We start from the raw sequence: 21950 nt of genomic DNA, 5'->3' as shown, positions 1-21950 counted from the left end.
GTAGCCAAGACTTCATTTGTGCAGCAATCAGTTCTACTAAAATCAAAGCAGAAACTTTATGCTATAAAAACTTTAACAACAGATGTCAGAAAAAAACTTGGAACCTTTGATAGTCAAAATTGTCAAAAAAGTAATCAAAAAAGAAATAAGCAAGCTAAAACAGCATAATTTGCCAACTGTATCAAACCAAACTAATCACTCATTAGATAATTTTGTAGAAAATGTTGCTCACTGGGAAAACCAACCCTCAACAGAAGAAATCATTGATAATATATATGCTAGTGGTTATGTAAGTTTGCCTTCCAAAGAAAATATAGAACTTGAACATCAGTTGCGAGAACTCAAGTTTAAACAAGAACTGAGAAAAGATTGGATATTATTTATTATCAAGGATGTAGTAGTATATTCTGCTACTATTATTTTCATATTTGCTGTTGCTAGCTTTTATCTATTCACTCTGATTCAGAAATATTAGTTCTTGAGGTTTACAGCACTTTTCATCTAAGTGAAGAAATACACGTAGGGGAGCCACCCTCATCATCGGTGTCAACTTAAGCTAGAAATGGCTTCAGTGTACGCTGACTCACCCACGTTAGAATGGATCTCTTGCAAAAATGCTTTCCATGTCATGTTTCGCTTTGCTCAACATCTCGGAGATTCTTCGCTTCTCTCAGAATGACATTTACGACTTTTCGACTTTTGTAAGAAGTCTAATGAATTAAGAGGCTAATAGCTCAAATCTGATCTGGTGGGCAGTGCCTAGTGGTTTGTCAATTTTGTTTTGAGGGGTTTTTGGTAGTGCGGGCCGAAAAGCCCGCGTGAGCGAGACGCTCACACTACAGTCCCTCATTTCAACCCTGACAGACTACTAGGCTGTTGACTTTGATGGAATTTCCCGGTTTTTGGTTCACGCTACTTTTGTGTCATTGCGAGGAATGTAGACACGGAGTGGTTTCCCGTTCGCGCAGCGTCTCCGCAGGAGAAGGGTAGCAATCGCAAAGACGGGGATTGCTTCGCTCCGCTTGCAATGAATAGACATATTTTGCCTGATTTTTTAATTGCTAAAAAGGCACAGAGTCAACACCCTAGGCAGTGCCCAACGCCACTCCTATCAACGCGGGAAACCCGCGCACGAGGGTGGCTCCCCTACGTATAATTTCAAAAATCAAATATGAGTCCTATATTATGATTAGTTTTGTCATCATATCCAAGTTACCTTAAAGGTAAAATCAGCAACTTCATGATCCTTTACCTGGTACGATTATTATCGGCTGAAATTGGCAAGCATTATATTCAACCCTAGTTTTCACTATGAAGATTTTCCTACCATAGCAATTTGCTGGGAACTGTTTCTGGGTAAGCATCCGTCATAGGCGAAAGTAAAAGCTAAGAGTTAGGGGTGATGAGTAACGGGTGATTAATGCCAAACTCTCTCGAACAGTTATCCCATCTCCCGTATACTTCCCCTTTTCATTCGGGGGTAGTGTGGTTAACAATGGGTTGGACATGTTGCAAATGATTCGACCTTATGCCTAGAACACCGAATGAATACGCAGTACACCTGATGTTAGAAGGTGGTCACCGGGAAGAAGTACGTTTTACCACTTTTCAAGAGTTTCAAAAGTGGTACAGTGGCGCGCTTATGCCTAAGTGTGATTCTAATGAATTGATCAACGTACCGATCAAGAATATTCAGCAAGAGTACTTAGTAGTGCGGCCAGCCCGGATATTGGCAATCCGAGTAGAACCAGTTTTTAGTTCTAGTGTTGAAAGATTTGACTAAATGATGAGAAAAACCCTTGCTTTGCTTTCCTTGAGTCTAGGAATTGCCTCCGTAAACACACTATGGTCAGCTGTTGCTCAAGTACCTAACTTACCACCACCAGTACAGACCAGTCCTGTGATACCTGTGCCAGTACCTCCGCCAAATATTCCTGAGGTACAGCCGCCGCTTAAACCTATCGACTTAGGAAGCGATTGTAGCCCCCGCCAAGCCTGTCTAGGCTGGGATGAGCAAATTTGGGGTAGCAGGGGTAAACGGGGCGATCGCCAGGCACTATTGGCATCGATTGACAACAGTCTGAGTTACCTAGCGAAAGATGCAGCGATCGCCACGTATCAACAATATCCCATCAAAGAAATTACACTTGATCGTGTACGTCGGAGTTTGTTACGTTTCCGTCAGTTGGTTGTGCAATCTAAGTCTCCAGATCAACTGCAAGCATCTATTCGGCGGGAATTTGTCCTTTACCAGTCAGTAGGCAACGATGGTAAGGGTACTGTGAAATTCACCTCATACTACGAGCCTGTTTATACCGCTAGTCGGGTAAAAACCTCAGTATACAAATATCCCTTATATCGACTACCACCAGACTTTGACAAATGGGCTAAACCCCACCCAAAACGTCTGGATTTAGAAGGTAAAGATGGTTTATTGGGCAATAAAAGCCAGCTTCATGGTTTAGAACTATTATGGTTCCGCGATCGCCTAGATGCATATATGGTACATATCCAAGGTTCTGCCCAAATTAAGCTAACCAATGGCAAAAAAACCTCCATTGGCTATGCAGGTGGAACAGATTATCCGTGGACAAGTATCGGCAAAGAACTAGCAAAAGATGGCAAACTACCACTTGACGCATTGACTTTACCGAAAGTAGTCAATTATTTCCAGCGACAGCCAAAGGAATTGAATAATTATCTGCCACGCTGGGAACGATTCGTCTTTTTTAAAGAAACTGGTGGCGTCGCACCTACGGGTAGCATTCATGTACCCGTTACACCAGAGCGTTCTATTGCTACAGATAAGTCTCTCATGCCGCCGGGAGCGCTAGCGCTAGTTTACACCTCTATTCCCTACCCTACCAGTGGTAACAAGCTCGAATATCGTGCAGTCAGCCGTTTTGTGCTTGATCAAGATACAGGTAGCGCCATCAAAGGCCCAGGAAGGGTAGATTATTTCATGGGATCTGGGAAACTAGCAGGCGATCGCGCCGGCATCACAGGCGGCAATGGTTTATTGTATTATTTATTGCTCAAGTAATAGGGAATGGGAAAGAGGCAATAGGCAATAGGGAATGGGGAATAGGGAATAGGCAATAGGCAATAGGCAATAGGCAATAGGCAATTATTCCCCCAATCCCCAATCCCCAGTCCCCAGTCCCCAATCCCCAATCCCCAATCCCCAGTCCCTAATATGGCGGATACCCAAAATCATCTTCATCAGCGTAAACGTAAGAACTAGAAACACCTGCCATTTCCAGTTTAGGTGTTTCTATTTTCACCGCTTCCTTACCAAACTCCTTATATTCTTCAAAAGCCTTGCAGATGATTGTAGATTCCAGAGAATCCGAAGCAATCAAATACTCTGTTAAAGTTCCAATCGTCGGATGTTTGAAGTTGACCGTAGAAGCTACCAAAACTGTATTTGGTTCAATACCTCTTTCTTCACACTCAATTATGGGTGAAAAAATCCCGTGAGCGTGGAATAAGGGACCCTTTGGTGTCACAGGTTGCTTGCGATATCCGGCATAAGCCTTTTCTAATTCTGCAACAAAACCACCAACGACTTTACCTTGTTGAAATTCGCAATATGTTTTACTGAAACTTGCCCCAGCCGCACCATTGAGGGTTAATTGTAGTGGTGAATCATGTAAAAACTTTTTATTTTCTCCCACTATAAAAATTAGGTAGCGAGTGAAAGTTTTAAATTTAAGTTTGTCTGCTAAAAACGCATCATAATTATCTTTGAGTGTACCTAATTTAAGACCACTTTCTCGGTCTTTGACAGACAATGGCCCCCGACGCACTATAACTAAGCTTGGTGTAGTACTCAGAAATACCGTTTCATTACCAGAGCTAAATTCATGCTCCACTTGCTGCCAATTTTCATCAGGCTGAAAACCAACAGCATTAGCATTATCTAGTTTAATTGCCAAACCGTGGGGCTGGAGTCCATCAGTGCCATACCGAGGATTAATCATCTGACACCAGGGGATGACTTGAGAAGGGGGTGCATTAAATTTTTCGTCCTCAAAGTCGAACTTAGCAGATGCTTTCATCGTTTTAGGCTATCAAAAGTGTTTTGTTAAATAAGTGTATCTGTGTGGAGAGTGTTTAGGAAACTGCTTTTTGGATAACTTTTCCAGATTAAGACAGAATCAATCCCTGTGCAATCCCTGCCGCAATGCACAAAAATTGTTGCACAGCTTTAGGCGATCGCCATTGAGCGGTAATACTTTTAGGCTATTTGGCACATTCTCCAGTAGATTTTAACACCCGCTTGTTTCTCCATCTGCCCTGATTTCTGCTGCTGTTTTTCAGGAATAATCCGCTAAAATCATTCAATGATTGACCACGAATGCGCTACGCGCACGCTACGCGAACGCCTGTTTAAAGAACTACTCACCAATTTTTTCCCAGAATTTATCGAACTGTTTTTCCCCGATGTCAGCGCCTACTGGGAACGGGACTCTGTAGAGTTTTTACCCCAAGAGGTATTTACTGATGTGACTGAGGGCGAGCGAAAAATAGTTGATTTAGTCGTGCGAGCCTCATTTAGAAACCAGGATGCTTTGTTTGTGATCCACACAGAACACCAATCCTATGCTCAAACTGACTTTAATCAGCGAATGTTCACCTACTTCGCCCGTTTGCATGAAATATATGCACTCCCAGTTTATCCCATAGTCATCTACTCCCATGATTCCCCCCAAACCCCAGAACCCGACACCTATCGCATCGAGTTTCCCGGTTGGACTGTGCTGGAATTCAATTATCGCGTCATCCAGCTAAATCGCTTACCGTGGCAAGATTTTGTCAATCAGCCAAATCCTGTAGCTAGCGCTTTGATGTCCAAAATGCGAATGGATAACCAAGAGCGTCCTACCGTCAAGCTGATGTCACTACAATTACTGACAACGCTAGGCTTAAACCCCGCACAAGTACAGTTAATTTCTGGGTTTATTGATACCTACCTGAAGTTAAACGACGAAGAGAAAGCAGTGTTTGAAGCACAACTTGCTAGCATTGAACCAAGACAGGAGGAACAAGTTATGGAAATTGTTACTAGCTGGATGCAAGAAGGTATTGAACGGGGACTACAGCAGGGAAGACGGGAAGAAGCCCTATCGTTGATTATCCGCCTGCTAAATCGTCGCTTTAGTGCCTTAACTCCCAGGTTACAGGAACACATTCAGAGTTTGTCTGTGGCGGAGTTAGAGGATTTGGGTGAAGCGCTGTTAGATTTTTCCGCTATTGCTGATTTAGAGGCTTGGTTGGGGGATAGGTAATGAGCGCTTTTATCAAGTTGAGGAGATGGGCGATTGCTATTGCTTCCCAGGCTTTTTCAGCTTGTCGTTGTTCTGGTGTTTCTTGCTGATATCGCGCCTGCTGTTCTAGAAAGTCATTGTGCAATGCGATCGCTTGCTCAAATTATCTATGAGTAACTTACAAACACAACTGCCGACTGATACCATTTCACTTTAATTCTGAAATCCAGCTTTTGAATTGGTATTAACTCCCCTGGCTGGAAGAACCAGGAGTGTTAGGAAAAATCGACTTCATCTTTACAAGCGCTGAAGCAGGTTTAAACCGTGGGTATCGGTGCCGCAGGTATTGAACAGATTATATTCAATAGCTAACCGTTGCACTTGTTCTGATTCCAATACGCTTGGTTTCCAAGGGTTGGGGTTGTTGTAGGCATAGAAAGTTTCTACACCATCGATACCGTTTTCAGCTGCTGCGGGAATTAAGTCGAGGTGCGATCGCTTATAACGTGCTGGATGAGCCAGCACTGCTAATCCCCCAGCTTGATGAATAGCCGCAATCACATGATTTATCTGATACTCACTACCCGTTGCTATTTTTCTTTGCAGATAAGGTTTGATGCTGGGGTGTTCTGGCTCGAACGAATAAGCCAAAATATGGACTTCAGTGTTCAAAAGATTGGCATTAATCTCTGTACCACTCCACAAGTGGGGAGGGGTTGCACCGGGATTATTCCACTTCCAATCTTCTAACCAAGCTTGTGCTGCTTGATAGCCGCCAACGCTATGATGATCAGTGATGGCTAGTCCTTGTAGTCCAATAGCGATCGCCTGCTCCATTAAAGCATGTGGCTGCAATCTGCCATCCGAGAAGACAGTGTGCATATGAAAGTTAAATAACCTCGGACAACTTTGAGCATCAATAGTCTGAAATACTTGTTTCAAAATTTCCGTGGAAGTAGAAGTCCGGGCAAAATTTACAACCATAACCCCCTCTGAGCAAAAATATACTATTCTCAACACACCCACACACCACGTTTCCTGATGATAAATCACCAACACTTTCAAGTAGTGTTGGTAGCTATCCTCTTAGCTTCATCAGCGATTTTTTTCAATATGTTAAGACTACGTTAGCAAATCTTAGCGGTGACGGACATGAGTATTTTCAATTGCTTGTATAACTATAAGTAAAAAATGTTGCCAAAAATTCCATTCAGAATATTGATAACAATTGTAGTACACCCTTGATAAACATAAGGTTTAGTCAAAGGTTGTACTCGATAAAACTTTAGTTAAGTATCATTTAAATGTATTAATCTTATCTTCTATTTAAGTAATCCCACTAATTCACCAGAACCAGCAATAACTTCACCGATCGCAAAAGCCGGAATATCCTGTGATTGAAAGTGAGTAATCACCTCTTTTGCCTGCTGGGGTGGCACTAACAGCACAAATCCAATGCCCATATTAAAAGTGTTATACATAGCTTCAGCACTCACTGTTCCGGCTTCAGCTAGCCACTGAAATATGGGGGGGAGAGTCCAACTGTCGGGATCTATTGTAATTGCTTGACCTTTCCCGAGGCATCTAGGGAGATTTTCTGGTAATCCACCACCTGTGATGTGAGCCATAGCATGGATTTCTAAGCCTGCTTGACGGGCAGCTAGAACGGGCTTAACATAAATGCGCGTAGGTTTTAGGAAAGCTTCGCCGATCACTTCACCGCCTAACAATTCTGGGCGATCGCTCCAAGAGAATCCGCGATCGCTGACGATTTTCCGGACTAAACTGAAGCCATTACTATGTACACCAGTGCTAGCCAGAGCGATCGCTACATCTCCTATTTGCACCTGGGAACCATTCAACATTTGGCTTTTTTCCACAATTCCTACACAAAACCCAGCCAAGTCATATTCACCGACTTGGTAAAAACCGGGCATTTCTGCGGTTTCTCCCCCCAGTAAGGCGCAACCTGCCAATTTACAACCAGAGGCTATACCTGCAACAACTTGAGTTAGCTGTTCTTTATCTAAAGCACTTGTAGCCACATAATCTAAAAAGAACAGTGGTTCTGCACCCGATGTCAGTACGTCATTGACGCACATCGCCACTAAGTCAATGCCAACGGTATCATGACGGTTGAGAATTTGAGCAACCTTTAACTTTGTACCCACACCGTCTGTTCCAGAAACCAATACTGGTTCTTGATAACCACTAGGTAGTTGAAAGCAACCACCAAAACCACCCAGTCCACCAATGACTTCCGGTCTAAAGGTACTGTGAACTAAATTGCGAATTTGATCTACAAAGGCTCGACCAGCTTCAACATCAACTCCAGCATCCCGATAATCCATTCCTGACTGCACCATTATCAAAAGTTATCAGTTATCAGTTATCAGTTATCAGTTATCAGCCAGAGTCCCCCTGGGGGATCTTGCTACAGTCGGGGTGGTGACAGAGCTTGCGATGCCCTGAGCTTTGTCGAAGGGTCGAAGTGTTAAATCCTCGACTGCAACCGTGATAACTATTTACTGTTCACTGATTTAATCCGCTACCAACTTAGGCTACCATCACTCTAGCGTTAGTTGCCTATTGTTTCTTGTTTCCACTGATAATTAAAATACCTCATCTTCAATGCCGCGCCACCATTCGCCCAAATTCATCAAGTCTTGGTAAATATCTTCTAATTCCTCAGCATAGGTATCTTCGGAAATTATGGCTTGACGTTCTTGCAGTTTCTTCAAGCGTAGTTGCACTAATAGCCAAGGTTTGGCGATACCATTCGTTGCTTCCAAGTAGTGAGCTAGTTCTCTGCTATCCATATATTTTCTTGAATGATGAGAAATTTACCAAAAGCTGATGAACCAAACTTTCTTGCTTCTTATCTTCTAGCACCAAGCCATTAATTAAACCAAGCAGCGAACTGGAAAAATTGTCCTCGGAAAACCTGGAACAATTGCCGCCAAACACCTGCATCAGTTTGCTTACCAATCTGCAAGTAGGGAGCAGCCGCACTTCCCTGTACCCAAAGTACCAAATCAAAAGGACGAGGCTGAGTGAGAACTTTATGCAAATTTACACCCCGAAGTTCACGTTTTCTCCAGAATGGAGCCAGTTTTTTGCCTTCTAGCAACGCATCAGCCTCATTCAGAAAACTTAACCAACTATCAATCATGGGCTGAGTTATGGATACATTGGGAATTACGCCCTTTTGGCGAGGATTTGGTAGCCATTCGCGATCGCTATCGGTTTCTGCCAAAATCAGTTTCCATGATTGCCGACTCAAGGCTGTTACAGCTTGCAAATGTTGTAGTGCAGCTATGAGACGCTGAGGTTCCACAACTGGAAAGTTGATTAAATGCACAAACGCAACGAGATCAGCAATATCTAAGCCACCGCCAAAATCAAAGGGCGATGTTCCTTGAACCAGAAATTGATAGGGTGTTTGGGGTTTAGGAAAAATTAGATGAGCTGTGGAGTTAAACAGTGTTTGTTCATCGTGCGCCAAGACAACTTGAGCGATCGCAGATAGTAAATTGCAATATCCCTTCAGCCATAACACATCCCCAGCATCAAAAGCGATCGCAAAATTTTGTGCTGCTTTCTCTGTTGCTTGGATTCCAGTTAGCAGACTAAAAGTTTTCCAGAACGATTCATCAGCTTCCAACTTGCCATTTGCATTCAAATCCATCCGCGTTAGTCCCAACCGCAGTGGTAGCTTGATATTGGAGTCCTTGATCGGTTCGAGAGTTTCTTTAACTTTAGTCAGATCAGTTAGTAAATTTTGCAGAATGCGGCGAGAATCTGCGTAAGTAATCTCCTGTGGTGCAGGATTGGCTGGAACTGGAAGACGCAGGATGGGAAAGAAGGCTGTAAAGGAATTTTGCCTCAACCCATAACGGTAGAGGGACTGTAGTAACCGTTCCGCCCCACCCATGAGTTGTACAACTCCCAAACCAAATCGCGTGCGATCGTCCTGGGGATTTTGCTGAAGCTGGGAATAAAGAGCTGCTTCTCCCTGTTGAAATTGTCCATTAATTAAATACTGCTCAACATCCACATTCGGTGTTGCCGATTTCAGTAGAGGTGCTAAAGGAAATGCCAGGGTGAACAACAGCAACAGCAAACAGACAAAAAGACGCATAACTCAGGATTCCGCCGAAAATACTAGAAGCGCGCTGATAGTATATCAACTAAAGCGCGCCCTTTTTTCCCTAGCAAATAATCAAAAATGGTGGAAATAAATAATTGACGAATAAATTTTTTGTAGAGACGGCGATAAATCGCGTCTCTCCAACGTCAAAATAGGTTTGACTAAGCTTTTGCGAGGTTTTCAGCAGCGAAGTCCCAGTTGATCAACTGATCTAAGAAATTCTTGATGTACCCAGGACGAGCATTTCTGTAATCGATGTAGTAAGCATGTTCCCAAACATCTAAAGTTAGGAGTGCTTTTTGTCCATAAGCTAAAGGGTTTTCTGCATTTGGTGTCTTGATCACCTTCAGTGTGCCACCATCATCAATCAACCAAGCCCAGCCACTACCGAATTGAGTTGCAGCAGCGTTAGAAAATTCTTCTTTTAACTTGTCTAAGCTACCAAAATCTTTGTCAATCTTGGCAGCTAATTCATCGGTGGGTGTGCCGCCACCTGCAGGCGCTAGGGAACTCCAAAAGAAGGTGTGGTTCCAAACTTGGGCGGCGTTGTTAAAAATTCCCACCTTAGAGGAGTCTTTATAGGAAATTTGAATGACTTCTTCTAGTGACTTGTCAGCGAGTTCTGTACCATCAGTGAGCTTGTTGAGGTTATCTACATAAGCTTTGTGATGCTTGCCATAGTGATACTCGAAGGTTTCAGCTTTCATGCCGTATGGCTCTAGAGCATTGAAGTCGTAAGGTAGGGGAGCTTGTACGAATGCCATTTTGTGAAATCCTCTCTTGATCGGTTTCCAGTTTAAAGCTATTGCGGAAGCTTAGGAAATTACAGCTTTTGTCTTTGCTAGTTTTATATCCTTAAATCTGGGATATAAAACTTAACATCGTCATTCTACTACCAAAGTGAAGATTCAGACAAAGTACTTTGGTAATAAGTTAAATTAGCCAAAATATAGAAATTAATGATTATAAATAAAAACAGCTAATACTTGATGGACAGAGTCTTTTAGCTATTAAGCACACACTAATCTTAGACTCTGAAGCTGTTGATGGTTGACGGTTCACTGATGACTGTTAACAGTCATCAGTCATCAGGTAAATGTACAAGTTAAATGCGTAACAGTTTACTATAAAATCAGTCTTTAGCTAGATGAATTAATTTTGTAATTAGTTAGAATTGGATATGCAGAGATTAGTTAAAACCCAATAGAGTTGATTGGTGAATCAGAGCATAGTATTTTTAAAATTTAAATGGAGTTGTGAGTTTGTACTTACTCACAACTCCATTTAACCAGAAAATTTCAGGCAAATCACAATGATTACCACTGAGATAAACGCTGCTGGCAGTAGTTGACTATCTGTGTACTGACTTCGGATGCGCTGAGTCCATCAGTTTGAATTTCCATCGCATCGGCTGCTTTTTTCAAAGGAGAAACTTTGCGAGTGCTATCTTTCCAGTCACGTTCAGCAATATCCTGTTCCAGCTGCTCTAGGTTAACTTCGGGTTGACCTTGTTTTTTAAAGTCTTGCTGGCGACGGCGTGCGCGTTCACTTACAGAAGCGGTTAAGAAAATTTTCACTTCCGCATCAGGGAACACATGAGTACCAATGTCTCGTCCTTCAGCAACTAAGCCGCCTCTTTTTCCCCAGCTTTGCTGTTGTTTTACCAGCGCTTTACGTACAGCACCCTGAGCAGCGATCGCTGATACTTTTGATGTCACCTCAACAGTGCGAATTACTTGGGTGACATCAGTACCATTAATCAAAACCCGCACAGGAGATTGTAAATCTTGACTGGGAGTAAGTTGGATTTCACACTGGCTAGCTAGTTCAGCGATCGCACACTCATCATCAATCGCCATCCCTGTTTGTAGCACCAGCCAAGTCACAGCACGGTACATAGCGCCTGAATCTAGATATACAAGATTTAGCTTTGTTGCCACTTGGCGAGCCACTGTGGATTTTCCAGCGCCTGCTGGGCCATCAATAGCGATGACGGGTAGGCGATCGCACAAGATGGTATTATCAATCAAACGTGTAGAACCAAGACGAGCTGCGATCGCAAGCATTCCTTCCTCCTCAACTGTTTCTAATGACATCAAAGTAGTCGGTTCAACCAATTCAATATATTCCACGAAAATATTACTGACCATTGCCACTTCTTGCTGTACCAGCGCTATCAGCTTGGCAGAATCGTGTTCCCCAGAGAGAAACGCAACTTCAGCCTGCTGCAAGCCGCGATACAACACCGCCGCCTGCTTTTTTTCCGTTGCAGTCAAATATTGATTGCGGGAACTTAAGGCCAAACCAGATGCTTCCCGCAACGTTGGACAAGCAACAATATCTACGGCAAAATTCAAATCAGCCACCAGCCGCCTAATAATAGCTAGTTGCTGACCATCCTTTTGGCCAAAGTAGGCTCGGTCAGGCTGTACCAAGTTAAAAAGCTTGGTAACAATTGTTGCTACACCCTGAAAGTGACCTAGCCGAGAACTACCACACAAGCCTGATATCATAGCAGATGGCGGTATTACTTGTGTAACCTTCGATTCTTGTATATTCTTCTGGGGAACTCCCATTTCTTCCGGAGTCGGAGCAAAAATCATATCTACCCCGGCTTGTTCACAGAGTTCCATGTCTAACTCTAAAGTCCGGGGATAGCGTTGATAATCCTCGCTGGGGCCAAATTGCAGGGGATTGACGAAAATACTAACAATCACCGTAGAATTTTCTTGTCTAGCTCGTTGAATCAAGCTTAAATGACCTTGATGCAACCCTCCCATTGTCGGCACCAAACCGACTGCTGTCTGGTACCAACTAGTCATCTCATCTAGTACCAGATCCTCTGAAACTGCACACTTGTTTTCCGAGCGGCTTTTATTTAAATAGCAGCTTAAAGCTGCGACTGTTGTCAGCAGGCGCACAAAATACCCCTAGTTTTTCTCGATCCCTCCCCCGTTAGTTTATATCTGAAATAGGGGTAAGAGACGGTTTAACTAGGGGAATTGGGAATTGGGGATTAGGGACTGGGGATTAGGGACTGGGGATTGGGGACTGGGGACTGGGGACTGGGGACTGGGGACTGGGTAAATTTATTCTCCCCCTGCACCCTGCATCAAGAATGGGGATTGGGCAATTATCTTTTCCCATGCCCAATGCCCCATGCCCTCAGATTATCTTCCTAATACGTCAATTTGTACTGGTGCAATACCACTACCCATCATGCCTAAAATCCGGGCAGCACCCACAGACAGGTCAATAATTCGCCCACGAATATAAGGACCCCGATCGGTAATTGACACCACTACAGAACGACCATTGCGGGTGTTGGTAACACGCACCTTTGTACCAAAGGGTAAACTACGATGGGCAGCGGTCATTCCCTCTGGATTGAATCTCTTACCACTGGCGGTGCTATTGCCAGAGCCATCATAGCCATAATAGGATGCTACTCCTCGAAAGTTGAGTCGCACTTTACCGATCGCGATCGCCTGTGGCAATTTGGGAATTGACACTGGTAAATCAGAAATCTCGCTGATGGGAGAGGCATTACCTAAGAGTCTCCGCAGGCGATTAGTAGCTTGTAAAGCATCATTTGCAAGGTTATTGGTGGAATCGGCTAGCCGCGTATTCTCATTGATTTCCACCAACTCGTTGCTATTGATTTTGATCATATAGCGATCGCCTGGCTTTTGTTGGTCAGAGGCACTCTTGTTTTGAGCTTGATTGGCTCCTGGAGATTCGCCTTGTCCCTGCCAACTGACGCTAATCTGACTAGCGTCTACACCATCCCGGAGCAACTGGTTTATCCTCGCTGCTGTTACACCAGCTCTTTGAACCGGGTCATTTTGAGCCGTGCTGATTTGGTTGCCCGCATCTGCTACATTCCCCACATTCCCTACCTTGGGTGAGTTCCTAGCAATAGGGGCGTACATTTGTACGCCCCTAGTATCACCAAGTGTACCAACTTTACTCTCAACACTGGCAACTGGTATAGAACTCAAAAAGGTGAGAACAGGAATATTTCTGATAAAAAGAGTTGCCGCCTTACGACCTTTAATGCTGTGAGTGTGAATTTCTGTAATCACAGCATCCGAAGTCAGTTTCCCTGTTGGGGATTGGTACTCTCCCACCTTCATCACATCACCAGTAGGTGCTGGCTGGGAAACTTGAGTTTTTCCCTTAGGTGTTTGGGTACGACCGATTGAGGGCATCCCTGAAACAGTTAGAAACAGGGCGACAATAGTCCACAAATGTCTTTGATTCATGCGTCCGATATTAAAGCGACTGTAGAACAGCAGTTTCACGATTCGTGGGATTTTGAGCCACTGATTGTGACATCCCTCTACAACTCGAACTCGTTCCGCTTTCACTTTTTATTTATAACTGCAACAGACTAACACGAACCTCTGATCTTGGGGATCAGGGTTTTAGCGTAGGTCTTGGTCACTCTATCAAATTCAAAATTTAATTTCAAGCGTCAAACCTTTTCCGAATGAGGATTTCGACTGTGTAACGTTTTTTTTGATAAGTAAAACTTTTCTTATAAAAATTTAACATCTTTAAGAAACTAACATTGATGGATCAGCGTCTATTTTTGACTCAAATGCTTATAGCTGCGTGTATTTTTTCAGCAAAAAAAATTTATCGCCCATATAAGTGGCAAATTAAATAAATAAAGTTCTCATGAACTAGTGCAAATACTTAGTGAATTTTACTAGATTAAGGATTTTTGTTCTTCTGAAAACCTAACAATGCAAGGTTTTTATGCTAAAGAAACATATCAGATTTGATAACAGTAAATATCTAATTTTAGTGATTTATACTACTAAATATTCGTTATTATCAAATTATCTTATGTCTATAAAAATGTTATATTTATCACTTTTAATATCAGTGATATTAGGGTGCAATGTAGAATGCTAATCCAGCTAGTATTCCTCAATTAGCAAAAAAAATAAATTTTGAAAAAATAGGCTAAATTAGTAAATGCGTGTTCATTAGTCCACTAACCCAGAAAAAAAGTTACAATTGTCGCCTCAGTAGTAGATGAAGTATGATTTTTGGGAGCGAGTGGTCGATCCCAAGACTACCCAAAATATCGTTTCACTATAATTTTGATACAAAGAAACCACCGTTAGCGTCAGAGCGTCTCCGCATTGATATTGCGATGCTCTCAGTAGAGTTGAAGAGTCGAAGTGTCACACCGAAGCCTGAAAGGGAGAAGGGGAAAAAGTTTCTATTTCTCTCAAGACGAATACTAAGTTGCTGCGCGCCTAAATCAAATATTTTCGTGTTAGGACTGTCCAGAGTCAGAAGTCAAAAGTCCAAGCTAGCCTTTAAAGAAAGGACTTTTGACAACCTGAGCGCGAAATATACAATTTAACTGCGTAATAGCTTATGGGACTAGCCCTTTCAAGGTGACAAACGAAGATACGTTGCTTTAGTGTGATCATCCTAAGTTATCCGCTCAGATTTTGGGATTTTTAAAGGTTGAAATAACCAATTTTCGTTCCGAATTTCACCACCTTGAAAGGGCTATTACGCATTGACAGGAAATGCAAAATATGCATGATAAACAAAACACGTCTTTCGTAGGGGTTTAGCACTGCTATAGCAATTCTCGGTGACGTGAGGTACACCCGTAAGGGCACGGCAGTGCCGTGCCCCTACAGCTTGCGATATAATTTTGTACCGCATCTGAATGGGAACCGCTATAAACCCTCCATAGCTTATTATCTATTGATGCTAATCAAATCAGTCAAGATGCTATCCAAGCTACCATTGACTTGAATTCGATCTATTTTTTCCGCAATCCGTTCTAATACTTCCAGTTCCTTAAGACGCAGAGCTACAGGATTATCTTCCATTACTCTTGCTGTGTTCAACATACTGCGAGTCGCAGCAGTTTCTTCTCGGCGACGCACTACGTTAGCCTGAGCAGCTTTTTCCGCCTCGACAACCTTGCTCAAAATAGTCTTAATTTCACCAGGAAGAATAATATCTTTTACCCCAACGGAGTCAATCTCGATTCCATAATTTGCGGTTTTCTGGCGAATGTATTCAGAGACACTTGTATCAATTACCCCTTTATCTTCCAATAATCCATCTAGAGTACGTTCTCCCACAGTCGCACGTAAAGCAAACTGTAGTTCTTTGTACAAGAAACTACTAATATCCGACAAGCCATTTTTTGCCTGCAATGGATCTAGTATGCGAAAGCCAGCGGTTAAATTCAAGCGCAGAGGCACTTTATCTTTAGAGAGGATATCTTGACCAGATACTTCTAGAGTTTGCAGACGGAGGTCAATTGCTTCCGTTTGCCAAGAGCGTCCAAATATCCACCACGCATGTATCCCAGGCTGGAGTTGCGTTTGAAACTCTTGATTAATATACAGTAGACCAATGTGCTGTGATAATATTTCCCGAATATGTAAAGAATTGCGGCTCAGGGAAAGCGTTTCTGGTGAACCGGATATTAACTCTGCGACTAAGCGAGGTGGTAACTTAGCATCAGTGGTGATGTCAATTACCTCGACTTCGACTCCTCGCCAAAATAGCTTACGGCTATAAGGTGGCAGGATAGAAATGACTTTACCTTGATAACGTACAATTGCTACCTGTTGACCGATTAGCTGTACTGTTTCGCAATATGCAGCCACAAAATCAGGGTGTCGCTCAATTAACACATCTTCTAGCGGAAAATCTGGATTGGGTAAAATCCGGCTGAGAGTCCGGACTGTAACATCTCTGTTTACAGACCAGAAAGCGTATTCTCCAGGTTCTAAAGGTCGCACAAAATTATTCTGTACATACAATAAACCAATCTCAGATTCGGAGATTTGAAACTTTTTCAATCCATTGATGGCAATACCGCGTAATTGCTGTACGAACTGGGTAGGTAGTTCTAAATCTGTTTCTAAATTGAAAAGATAGGATTCTACGTCAATGAAACCCCGCCAAAAAGCCTGTAGTTGATTAGGTGCAACACTTACCCAGTTGTAACCCCAGCGGACTAAAGCTGCTTGATTAAACGTTGTACGTACAATTAAGAGATATTGCTGTAGCTCTGAACTGTAATTACGCAGCAAGAGTTCTAGGTTCTCAATTTTTGCCTCTGGTTGGTTGAGGTCATAGGTTTTGACTTGCCAATGGCGTCCAAAATAGGTGTAGTTACCAGGCTGTAAGATTTTCTCAAAATCACTGCGATGATATAAAATGCCGATTTCGTTAGGTTTAATATAAAAGTTTTGCCACATAAAAATTTTCATAGATTATTTAAGATATAGATATAGTAGTTAGCTTTGATTTTTTAACTTATCTGTGTAGGAAGGCAATAGGCAATAGGCAATAGGCAAGAAGGGAGGCAGAGGTGTACTAAGTTTTTTGAAAAATCAAATAGGAGTTCTATATTCTGGGATTTTTTATAACTTGGGAGTTTTTTGCTGTGCTGCTGAGATTATAGTTTGTTCAATTCGTTTCCACCTTGTTTCTGGACGTTTGGCACTTTCAATCCAAAAGAGTATATTCTTTTTGGTTGAGTTACTTAATTCCTCGAAATATTTATTGGCAGTTTCGTTTACTGCTAATGCTTGCTTTAAATCCGGCGGAATGATTAAAGCTTCTATGGCATCTAAACTAGTCCATGAACCATCTTGTTTTGCTGCTGCAATTTTTATTAAACCAGCCTCAGTCATCAAATCTTGTTCGATGAGTTCTGCGATATATTGCTTATTTAATTTAGACCATACACTTTTCGGTTTTCGTGGTGTAAATATTTGCATGTAACGGTTTTCATCTAAAGATTTAACTTTGCTATCAATCCATCCAAAACACAAGGCTTCTTTTACTGCTTCGCTATATTGAACGCTTGGTTGACCACTTTTTACTTTGTAATATATTAGCCACACACCGAGCGAGGAATCGTAGTTTTTCTCCAACCATTGCCGCCATTCTTGGCGATTCATAGCATAAATAGCTGCTAGTTGGGTATCAAATTTTGCCATAGCAGGAAGCGATCGCCGTCAATACATACTACATATACTACATTAAATTTGAAAACTCTGCAAATGTAGGTGTTTACAGTTTTGGCGCGGGCGATCGCATCTCCCAAACTGGATGAAGATTGCTGTTACTAGCGCTAGATTACCCGGAGGCGATCGAGAACCAGAAACAACGCTCAGATATGCCGTTCTGTTTGCCAGTTCCAGAATCTCGTTGAGAGACTGGATGTAGAAAACGAAGGGACATACTCAAGTTAGGAAGAGGTAGATTCGCACTAGCTCCGTAACTGCTACTACTGAGCATCATTTTATGATGTTCAATAGTGAAACACATACATCGCAGAGTTTTTGAGAAACGGACTCGAACCGTATTGGGATTTCTCCCGTACCATATGGCTACCGTGACAGGGTAGTGTCTTTTGACCCGGACAGGGTTGGTTGAAAGTATAGGAATCGAACCTATAACAAATCGATTACAAGTCGATCGCTCTACCAGTGAGCTAACTTCCTGGGAGTTTGATGTAGGACTCGAACCTACGTCCAACCGATAAAATCGGCCGCTCTACCACTGAGCTAATCAAACTGTGGAATAGTATAAATTACTTAGCGGTATACGCAATTAAACCAGAGGCTAGCGCACCAGTCAGGCATACAGAACCTGAACCACAGCCTTGTAACTTGATGACTATCTTGTTCCAAATCTAACACAGCGAAATCAAAAATTATAAATGCTGAATGAAATAGGACTGACGCAAGTGTCATATTTTTTCATCGAAAGTCGGCGGGAAACTCAATCGATGGATGAAAACTGCCTCGCCTACGGAATTGAAATTTCCAACTCAGATTGGGAACAGCACTTACTCCGGTAAACCCTGCACCTGCAACAAATCCAAACCCCGCTCAAATATTTCATCAATGGGTAACATCTTCCCATCAGTCGTCATAAATTTATGGTCTTTTGTCGCCCGAATCACTGAACCATCATCCAAACCATACTCAAAAACTTCCTGCTGTCCGCGATTATGCCATTGTGCTATGGGTTGGGTATAAACATTGCCATGATTATCAACGCTGAACACTCTACATTCAATCCCCTTCTCCACAATCTCCCCAATGGGAAGCAAGCCATATTCCACTGTCAAAACTTCTGTGTCATAGCTTAAGCAATATTCAGCAAACTTCAACATGTCAGCAAATAATTGCTCGGCTACTTGCTTTTTCACCCCGTTTTTAGTCGCGCCATCAATAAACTTTTCTTGCTGTTTCTGCATCTCGGATACTTTTTTCTTACCCATAGCGCGACGCAGCAAGTCGGCTTGTCCTAGAGAATATCCGGCCATATCTTGAGCAATTTTCATAATTTGCTCTTGATAGACCATAATTCCATAGGTTTCATTTAATATTGGTTCTAAAATCGGAGTTTCATAGTCAATATTTTCCCGTCCATGTTTGCGGTTAATAAACTTGGGAATCAATCCCGCATCTAATGGGCCTGGTCGATAGAGTGCCAAAATTGAAGAAATATCTTCGATATTAGAAGGCTTCAAATCTCGGACTATCTGTTTCATCCCCGAAGATTCTAATTGAAATATCCCTTCTAAATCACCTGCTTCTAATAGTGCATATGCTTTTTGCACATCTTTTGGCATGGTGCTATGTTCACCTTTAGCTAATATTTTCTGAGCTTTTCTTTCTTGACCTGTGATTTCATCTGGGTCAATCTTATAGCCCCTAGTTTCTTCAATTAAATCAATACTTTTTTGAATCAGTGTGAGGTTTCGTAGACCCAAAAAGTCCATTTTTAACAGCCCCATTGATTCCAGGTCTTCCATGAAATATTGCGTGATTACAGAGCCGTCATTATTCTTTTGTAGAGGGACAATTTCATCTAAGGGTTCGGCAGAAATCACGACACCTGCAGCGTGGACACCAAAGGTTTTATTAGTACCTTCAATTCGCATTGCCATGTCAAGCCAATGGCGAACATTAGGGTCGTTATCATATTTGGCTTTAAACTCTGGTTCTGGTGTGTCTTTAGAAATCATCACCTTGAGTTTGGTTGGTTTCCCCCGCACCACAGGAATCAGTTTTGCCATCTTGTCTGCATCTCCGTAGGGAATATTTAATACTCTGGCGACATCTTTCAAGACAGCTTTAGAAGTCAGACGGTTAAAGGTAATAATTTGGGCAACTTTATCAGCACCATATTTCTCAGTTACATATTCAATAACTTTATCTCGCTTTTCAATGCAGAAATCCGTATCAATATCCGGCATAGATTTCCGTTCTGGGTTCAAAAAGCGCTCGAATAGTAACCCATGATGCACTGGATCAATGTTGGTAATTCGCATAGCATAGGCAACCAAAGAACCAGCCGCTGAACCCCGCCCAGGTCCTACAGGAATGTTATTATCTCTAGCAAATTTGATGTAGTCCCACACTACTAAAAAGTAGGTAGCGAAACCCATTTGTTGGAGCATTTTAAGTTCATACTCCAACCTTTCTTTGTAGGTATTGTCAACTTCATTGCGGGATTTACGATGTAAGCGGTCTAAAAGTCCTAGCCAAGCAACTTCTTCTAAATAAGTGTCAGGTGTGTGACCGGAGGGAATCGGCGGGGTGGGAATTTTTGGCTCACCCATAATATGATAAGGTTCGACTTTATCTGCAACTTCTTCAGTCGTGGCTATAGCTTCAGTGATGACATCATCTGGTAAATGGTCACGAAATAGCATCTGCATTTCTGCCCCAGATTTAAGATATTCTGTGCCGCTATATCGCATTCGTTTATCTTCACTGATTAGCTTGCCAGTTTGAATACATAGCAAAGCGTCGTGGGCTTCAACATCAAAACAAGAAATATAATGGGAATCGTTAGTAGCAACAAATTTAATGTCTAATTCACGGGCAATTTTAATAATTTCTACGTTGACAATGCGGTCTTCTTGGGAACCGTGGTCTTGAATTTCTAAATAAAAGTCTTCACCAAATACGTCTTTATACCATTGAGCAACTTTACGCGCTGCATCTGGTCTACCACTGAGAATTGCTTGGGGAATTTCTCCACCTAAACAAGCACTGGTGACGATTAAGCCTTCATGATATTCTTTGAGTAAATCTTTATTAATACAAGGACGGGAAAAAATCCCTTTGCCTTGCACACCTTTGAGGTGAGAAATTGTGGTTAATTTGACTAAATGTTTGTAGCCTTTAGTATTTTTCGCTAAAACCACTTGATGATATTTGGGACGGCGTTCTTGCTTTTCGATATCGCCGTTGATAATATACATTTCGTTGCCAATGATTGGCTTGATGTTTTGACTGCGGCAGATTTTAATCAGTTCCACAGCACCATACATCACACCATGATCCGTGAGGGCGATCGCTTTCATCCCCAGTGCGATCGCTTGATCAACCAACTCTGGCAACTGACTAGCCCCATCAAGTAGGCTGTAGTCACTATGAATATGCAAAGGGACAAAGGACATAAGAACAGGAAACGCGACGGGATCTTACATTAACGCAGTTTGCGTATTTTTCAATCCCGGAGGCGATATTTTATATAGTCAAATCAGTTACCCGATACTTAAGCAGGGGCAGGGGAGTAGGATACGTGTCAATACGGTTCAGTTAAGAATAGTAGGGTGTGTGACGCTAAAAGTCATACATTGCTCAAGAAAATATATTGTCGCCGCGTCACACACCGATGATGGTTGTGGCTACTCAATTGGTACATTATTAATCAGCAAAAGCCATCTTATATACTTATAGCGCTTCCCATTCAAATGAAGTACAAAAATATATCACGCTGTGTAGGGGCATGGCAGTGCCATGCCCTTACCGATGTACCTCACTAGGGCGAGAAATGCTATATAATTCTTCATGATTTGTAATTGCTTTCTTTTTTATTTCTCCCTGCCCCTAATGTTGCTGCGGTCCCTTCGCATCACATTCTTTCGCCCAGCATCTCTCTAAAAGTTGAATTCGCCAAATAGAAGCGAAACGGTGGGGATTCACGACAAATTTAGTATAGGGATTAAACAACGGCTGCTTGAGATAATGCCAAAGAGGAAATTTAATTTTGTGGTGTTTTGAACTCATGGTAAAAACAAAATAATATACAAACGTGGTCAAAGTAAGCGAAATTTGGTGTTGCACAAAATAGGGATGATTGGTTGTGAGAAATACAGTCTGCGGCTTTAGTTAACAAAGTTTTATTGACTGCCTTTTCGCTCTGCTGTCCATCAAAAATTAACGGAACAGCCAGATACCCATCCGATAAATATGCAACTCCAGAAATTTAATATAATTAATATCTGGACAACCAGATACTGACTCTATAGTCATATATGACACAATATTTTTATCGTTGTCTTGGTAAGAATTACGGAATATTAGGACAGTTACTTGTACTGAGCGAAGTCAAAGTATCAGTGAACGGTTATAGCGGTTTTCAGATCAGTGAGATACAGTTTTAAATCGCAAAGCCCGTAGGGGCAGGTTTTTCCCGCCCTCTGTTGTATTGCATTC

17 protein-coding genes and 1 tRNA gene are annotated in these 21950 nt (G+C 42.2%); 5 read left to right on the top strand and 13 right to left on the bottom strand.

The genetic code is table 11. The features are described from left to right. The first annotated feature begins 82 nt into the window (after positions 1 to 82). From CAL7507_RS32610 to CAL7507_RS02565, 3 genes are all read left to right on the top strand, one after another. Complete coding sequence (locus tag CAL7507_RS32610; RefSeq protein ID WP_015126858.1) at positions 83 to 475, top strand: hypothetical protein; 393 nt, start codon at positions 83 to 85, stop codon at positions 473 to 475. Between the two features lie 1053 nt (positions 476 to 1528). Next, the gene (locus tag CAL7507_RS02570) at positions 1529 to 1783 is read left to right on the top strand and encodes a hypothetical protein (RefSeq protein WP_015126857.1); all 255 of its coding nucleotides are present in this window, start codon (positions 1529 to 1531) and stop codon (positions 1781 to 1783) included. Positions 1784 to 1786: 3 nt separating this feature from the next. Further along, entirely contained in the window at positions 1787 to 3043 is a 1257-nt protein-coding gene (locus CAL7507_RS02565; protein ID WP_015126856.1) for a murein transglycosylase A, read from the top strand. Between the two features lie 148 nt (positions 3044 to 3191). Here the strand turns inward: CAL7507_RS02565 and CAL7507_RS02560 are convergent, their stop codons facing one another. Then, positions 3192 to 4061, bottom strand: a complete 870-nt coding sequence (locus CAL7507_RS02560; protein ID WP_015126855.1) for a DUF5895 domain-containing protein — start codon at positions 4059 to 4061, stop codon at positions 3192 to 3194. A 285-nt stretch (positions 4062 to 4346) separates the two neighbouring features. Here CAL7507_RS02560 and CAL7507_RS02555 point away from each other — a divergent pair, with 285 nt between their 5' ends. Beyond that, positions 4347 to 5291 carry a DUF4351 domain-containing protein gene (locus CAL7507_RS02555; protein ID WP_015126854.1) on the top strand — a complete coding sequence of 315 codons (945 nt, stop codon included), beginning with the start codon at positions 4347 to 4349 and terminating at the stop codon, positions 5289 to 5291. Here the strand turns inward: CAL7507_RS02555 and CAL7507_RS32165 are convergent. From CAL7507_RS32165 to CAL7507_RS02505, 11 genes are all read right to left on the bottom strand, one after another. After that, positions 5254 to 5415 carry a hypothetical protein gene (locus CAL7507_RS32165; protein ID WP_160166302.1) on the bottom strand — a complete coding sequence of 54 codons (162 nt, stop codon included), beginning with the start codon at positions 5413 to 5415 and terminating at the stop codon, positions 5254 to 5256. The genes CAL7507_RS02555 and CAL7507_RS32165 overlap by 38 nt on opposite strands. Positions 5416 to 5567: 152 nt before the next feature. After that, on the bottom strand, positions 5568 to 6254 hold the full coding sequence (locus CAL7507_RS02550; protein WP_015126853.1) for a PHP domain-containing protein: 687 nt from the start codon (positions 6252 to 6254) through the stop codon (positions 5568 to 5570). A 338-nt stretch (positions 6255 to 6592) separates the two neighbouring features. Beyond that, positions 6593 to 7621: a phosphoribosylformylglycinamidine cyclo-ligase gene (purM, locus tag CAL7507_RS02545; protein ID WP_042341154.1), complete on the bottom strand. Its 1029-nt coding sequence runs from the start codon at positions 7619 to 7621 to the stop codon at positions 6593 to 6595. A gap of 261 nt (positions 7622 to 7882) precedes the next feature. Beyond that, positions 7883 to 8089: a hypothetical protein gene (locus tag CAL7507_RS02540; protein WP_015126851.1), complete on the bottom strand. Its 207-nt coding sequence runs from the start codon at positions 8087 to 8089 to the stop codon at positions 7883 to 7885. A gap of 80 nt (positions 8090 to 8169) precedes the next feature. Next, positions 8170 to 9411, bottom strand: a complete 1242-nt coding sequence (locus tag CAL7507_RS02535) for a hypothetical protein (protein WP_015126850.1) — start codon at positions 9409 to 9411, stop codon at positions 8170 to 8172. Positions 9412 to 9581: 170 nt separating this feature from the next. Next, positions 9582 to 10184: a superoxide dismutase gene (locus CAL7507_RS02530; RefSeq protein ID WP_015126849.1), complete on the bottom strand. Its 603-nt coding sequence runs from the start codon at positions 10182 to 10184 to the stop codon at positions 9582 to 9584. Positions 10185 to 10736: 552 nt separating this feature from the next. Then, positions 10737 to 12341, bottom strand: coding sequence for a bifunctional pantoate--beta-alanine ligase/(d)CMP kinase (locus tag CAL7507_RS02525; RefSeq protein ID WP_015126848.1), 1605 nt, complete (start codon positions 12339 to 12341; stop codon positions 10737 to 10739). Between the two features lie 249 nt (positions 12342 to 12590). Next, the gene (locus CAL7507_RS02520; RefSeq protein WP_015126847.1) at positions 12591 to 13685 is read right to left on the bottom strand and encodes a septal ring lytic transglycosylase RlpA family protein; all 1095 of its coding nucleotides are present in this window, start codon (positions 13683 to 13685) and stop codon (positions 12591 to 12593) included. A 1467-nt stretch (positions 13686 to 15152) separates the two neighbouring features. Continuing rightward, a complete protein-coding gene (locus tag CAL7507_RS02515) occupies positions 15153 to 16676 on the bottom strand; it encodes a slipin family protein (RefSeq protein WP_083862939.1) in 1524 nt (507 codons plus the stop codon). 165 nt (positions 16677 to 16841) lie between these two features. Further along, complete coding sequence (locus CAL7507_RS02510) at positions 16842 to 17423, bottom strand: YdeI family protein (RefSeq protein WP_015126845.1); 582 nt, start codon at positions 17421 to 17423, stop codon at positions 16842 to 16844. Positions 17424 to 17855: 432 nt separating this feature from the next. Next, positions 17856 to 17930 (bottom strand) — tRNA-Thr (locus CAL7507_RS02505). A gap of 218 nt (positions 17931 to 18148) precedes the next feature. Here CAL7507_RS02505 and CAL7507_RS32160 point away from each other — a divergent pair. After that, complete coding sequence (locus CAL7507_RS32160; protein ID WP_015126844.1) at positions 18149 to 18289, top strand: hypothetical protein; 141 nt, start codon at positions 18149 to 18151, stop codon at positions 18287 to 18289. Here the strand turns inward: CAL7507_RS32160 and CAL7507_RS02495 are convergent. Beyond that, on the bottom strand, positions 18278 to 20908 hold the full coding sequence (locus CAL7507_RS02495; RefSeq protein ID WP_015126843.1) for a trans-splicing intein-formed DNA polymerase III subunit alpha N-terminal partner DnaE-N: 2631 nt from the start codon (positions 20906 to 20908) through the stop codon (positions 18278 to 18280). The genes CAL7507_RS32160 and CAL7507_RS02495 overlap by 12 nt on opposite strands. Positions 20909 to 21950: the final 1042 nt, after the last annotated feature.

Origin of the sequence: Calothrix sp. PCC 7507 (assembly GCF_000316575.1) — a bacterium.
Taxonomy (GTDB): domain Bacteria; phylum Cyanobacteriota; class Cyanobacteriia; order Cyanobacteriales; family Nostocaceae; genus Fortiea.
Note: the sequence above shows the minus strand (reverse complement) of the source record. Positions and strands in the feature narration are given on the sequence as shown.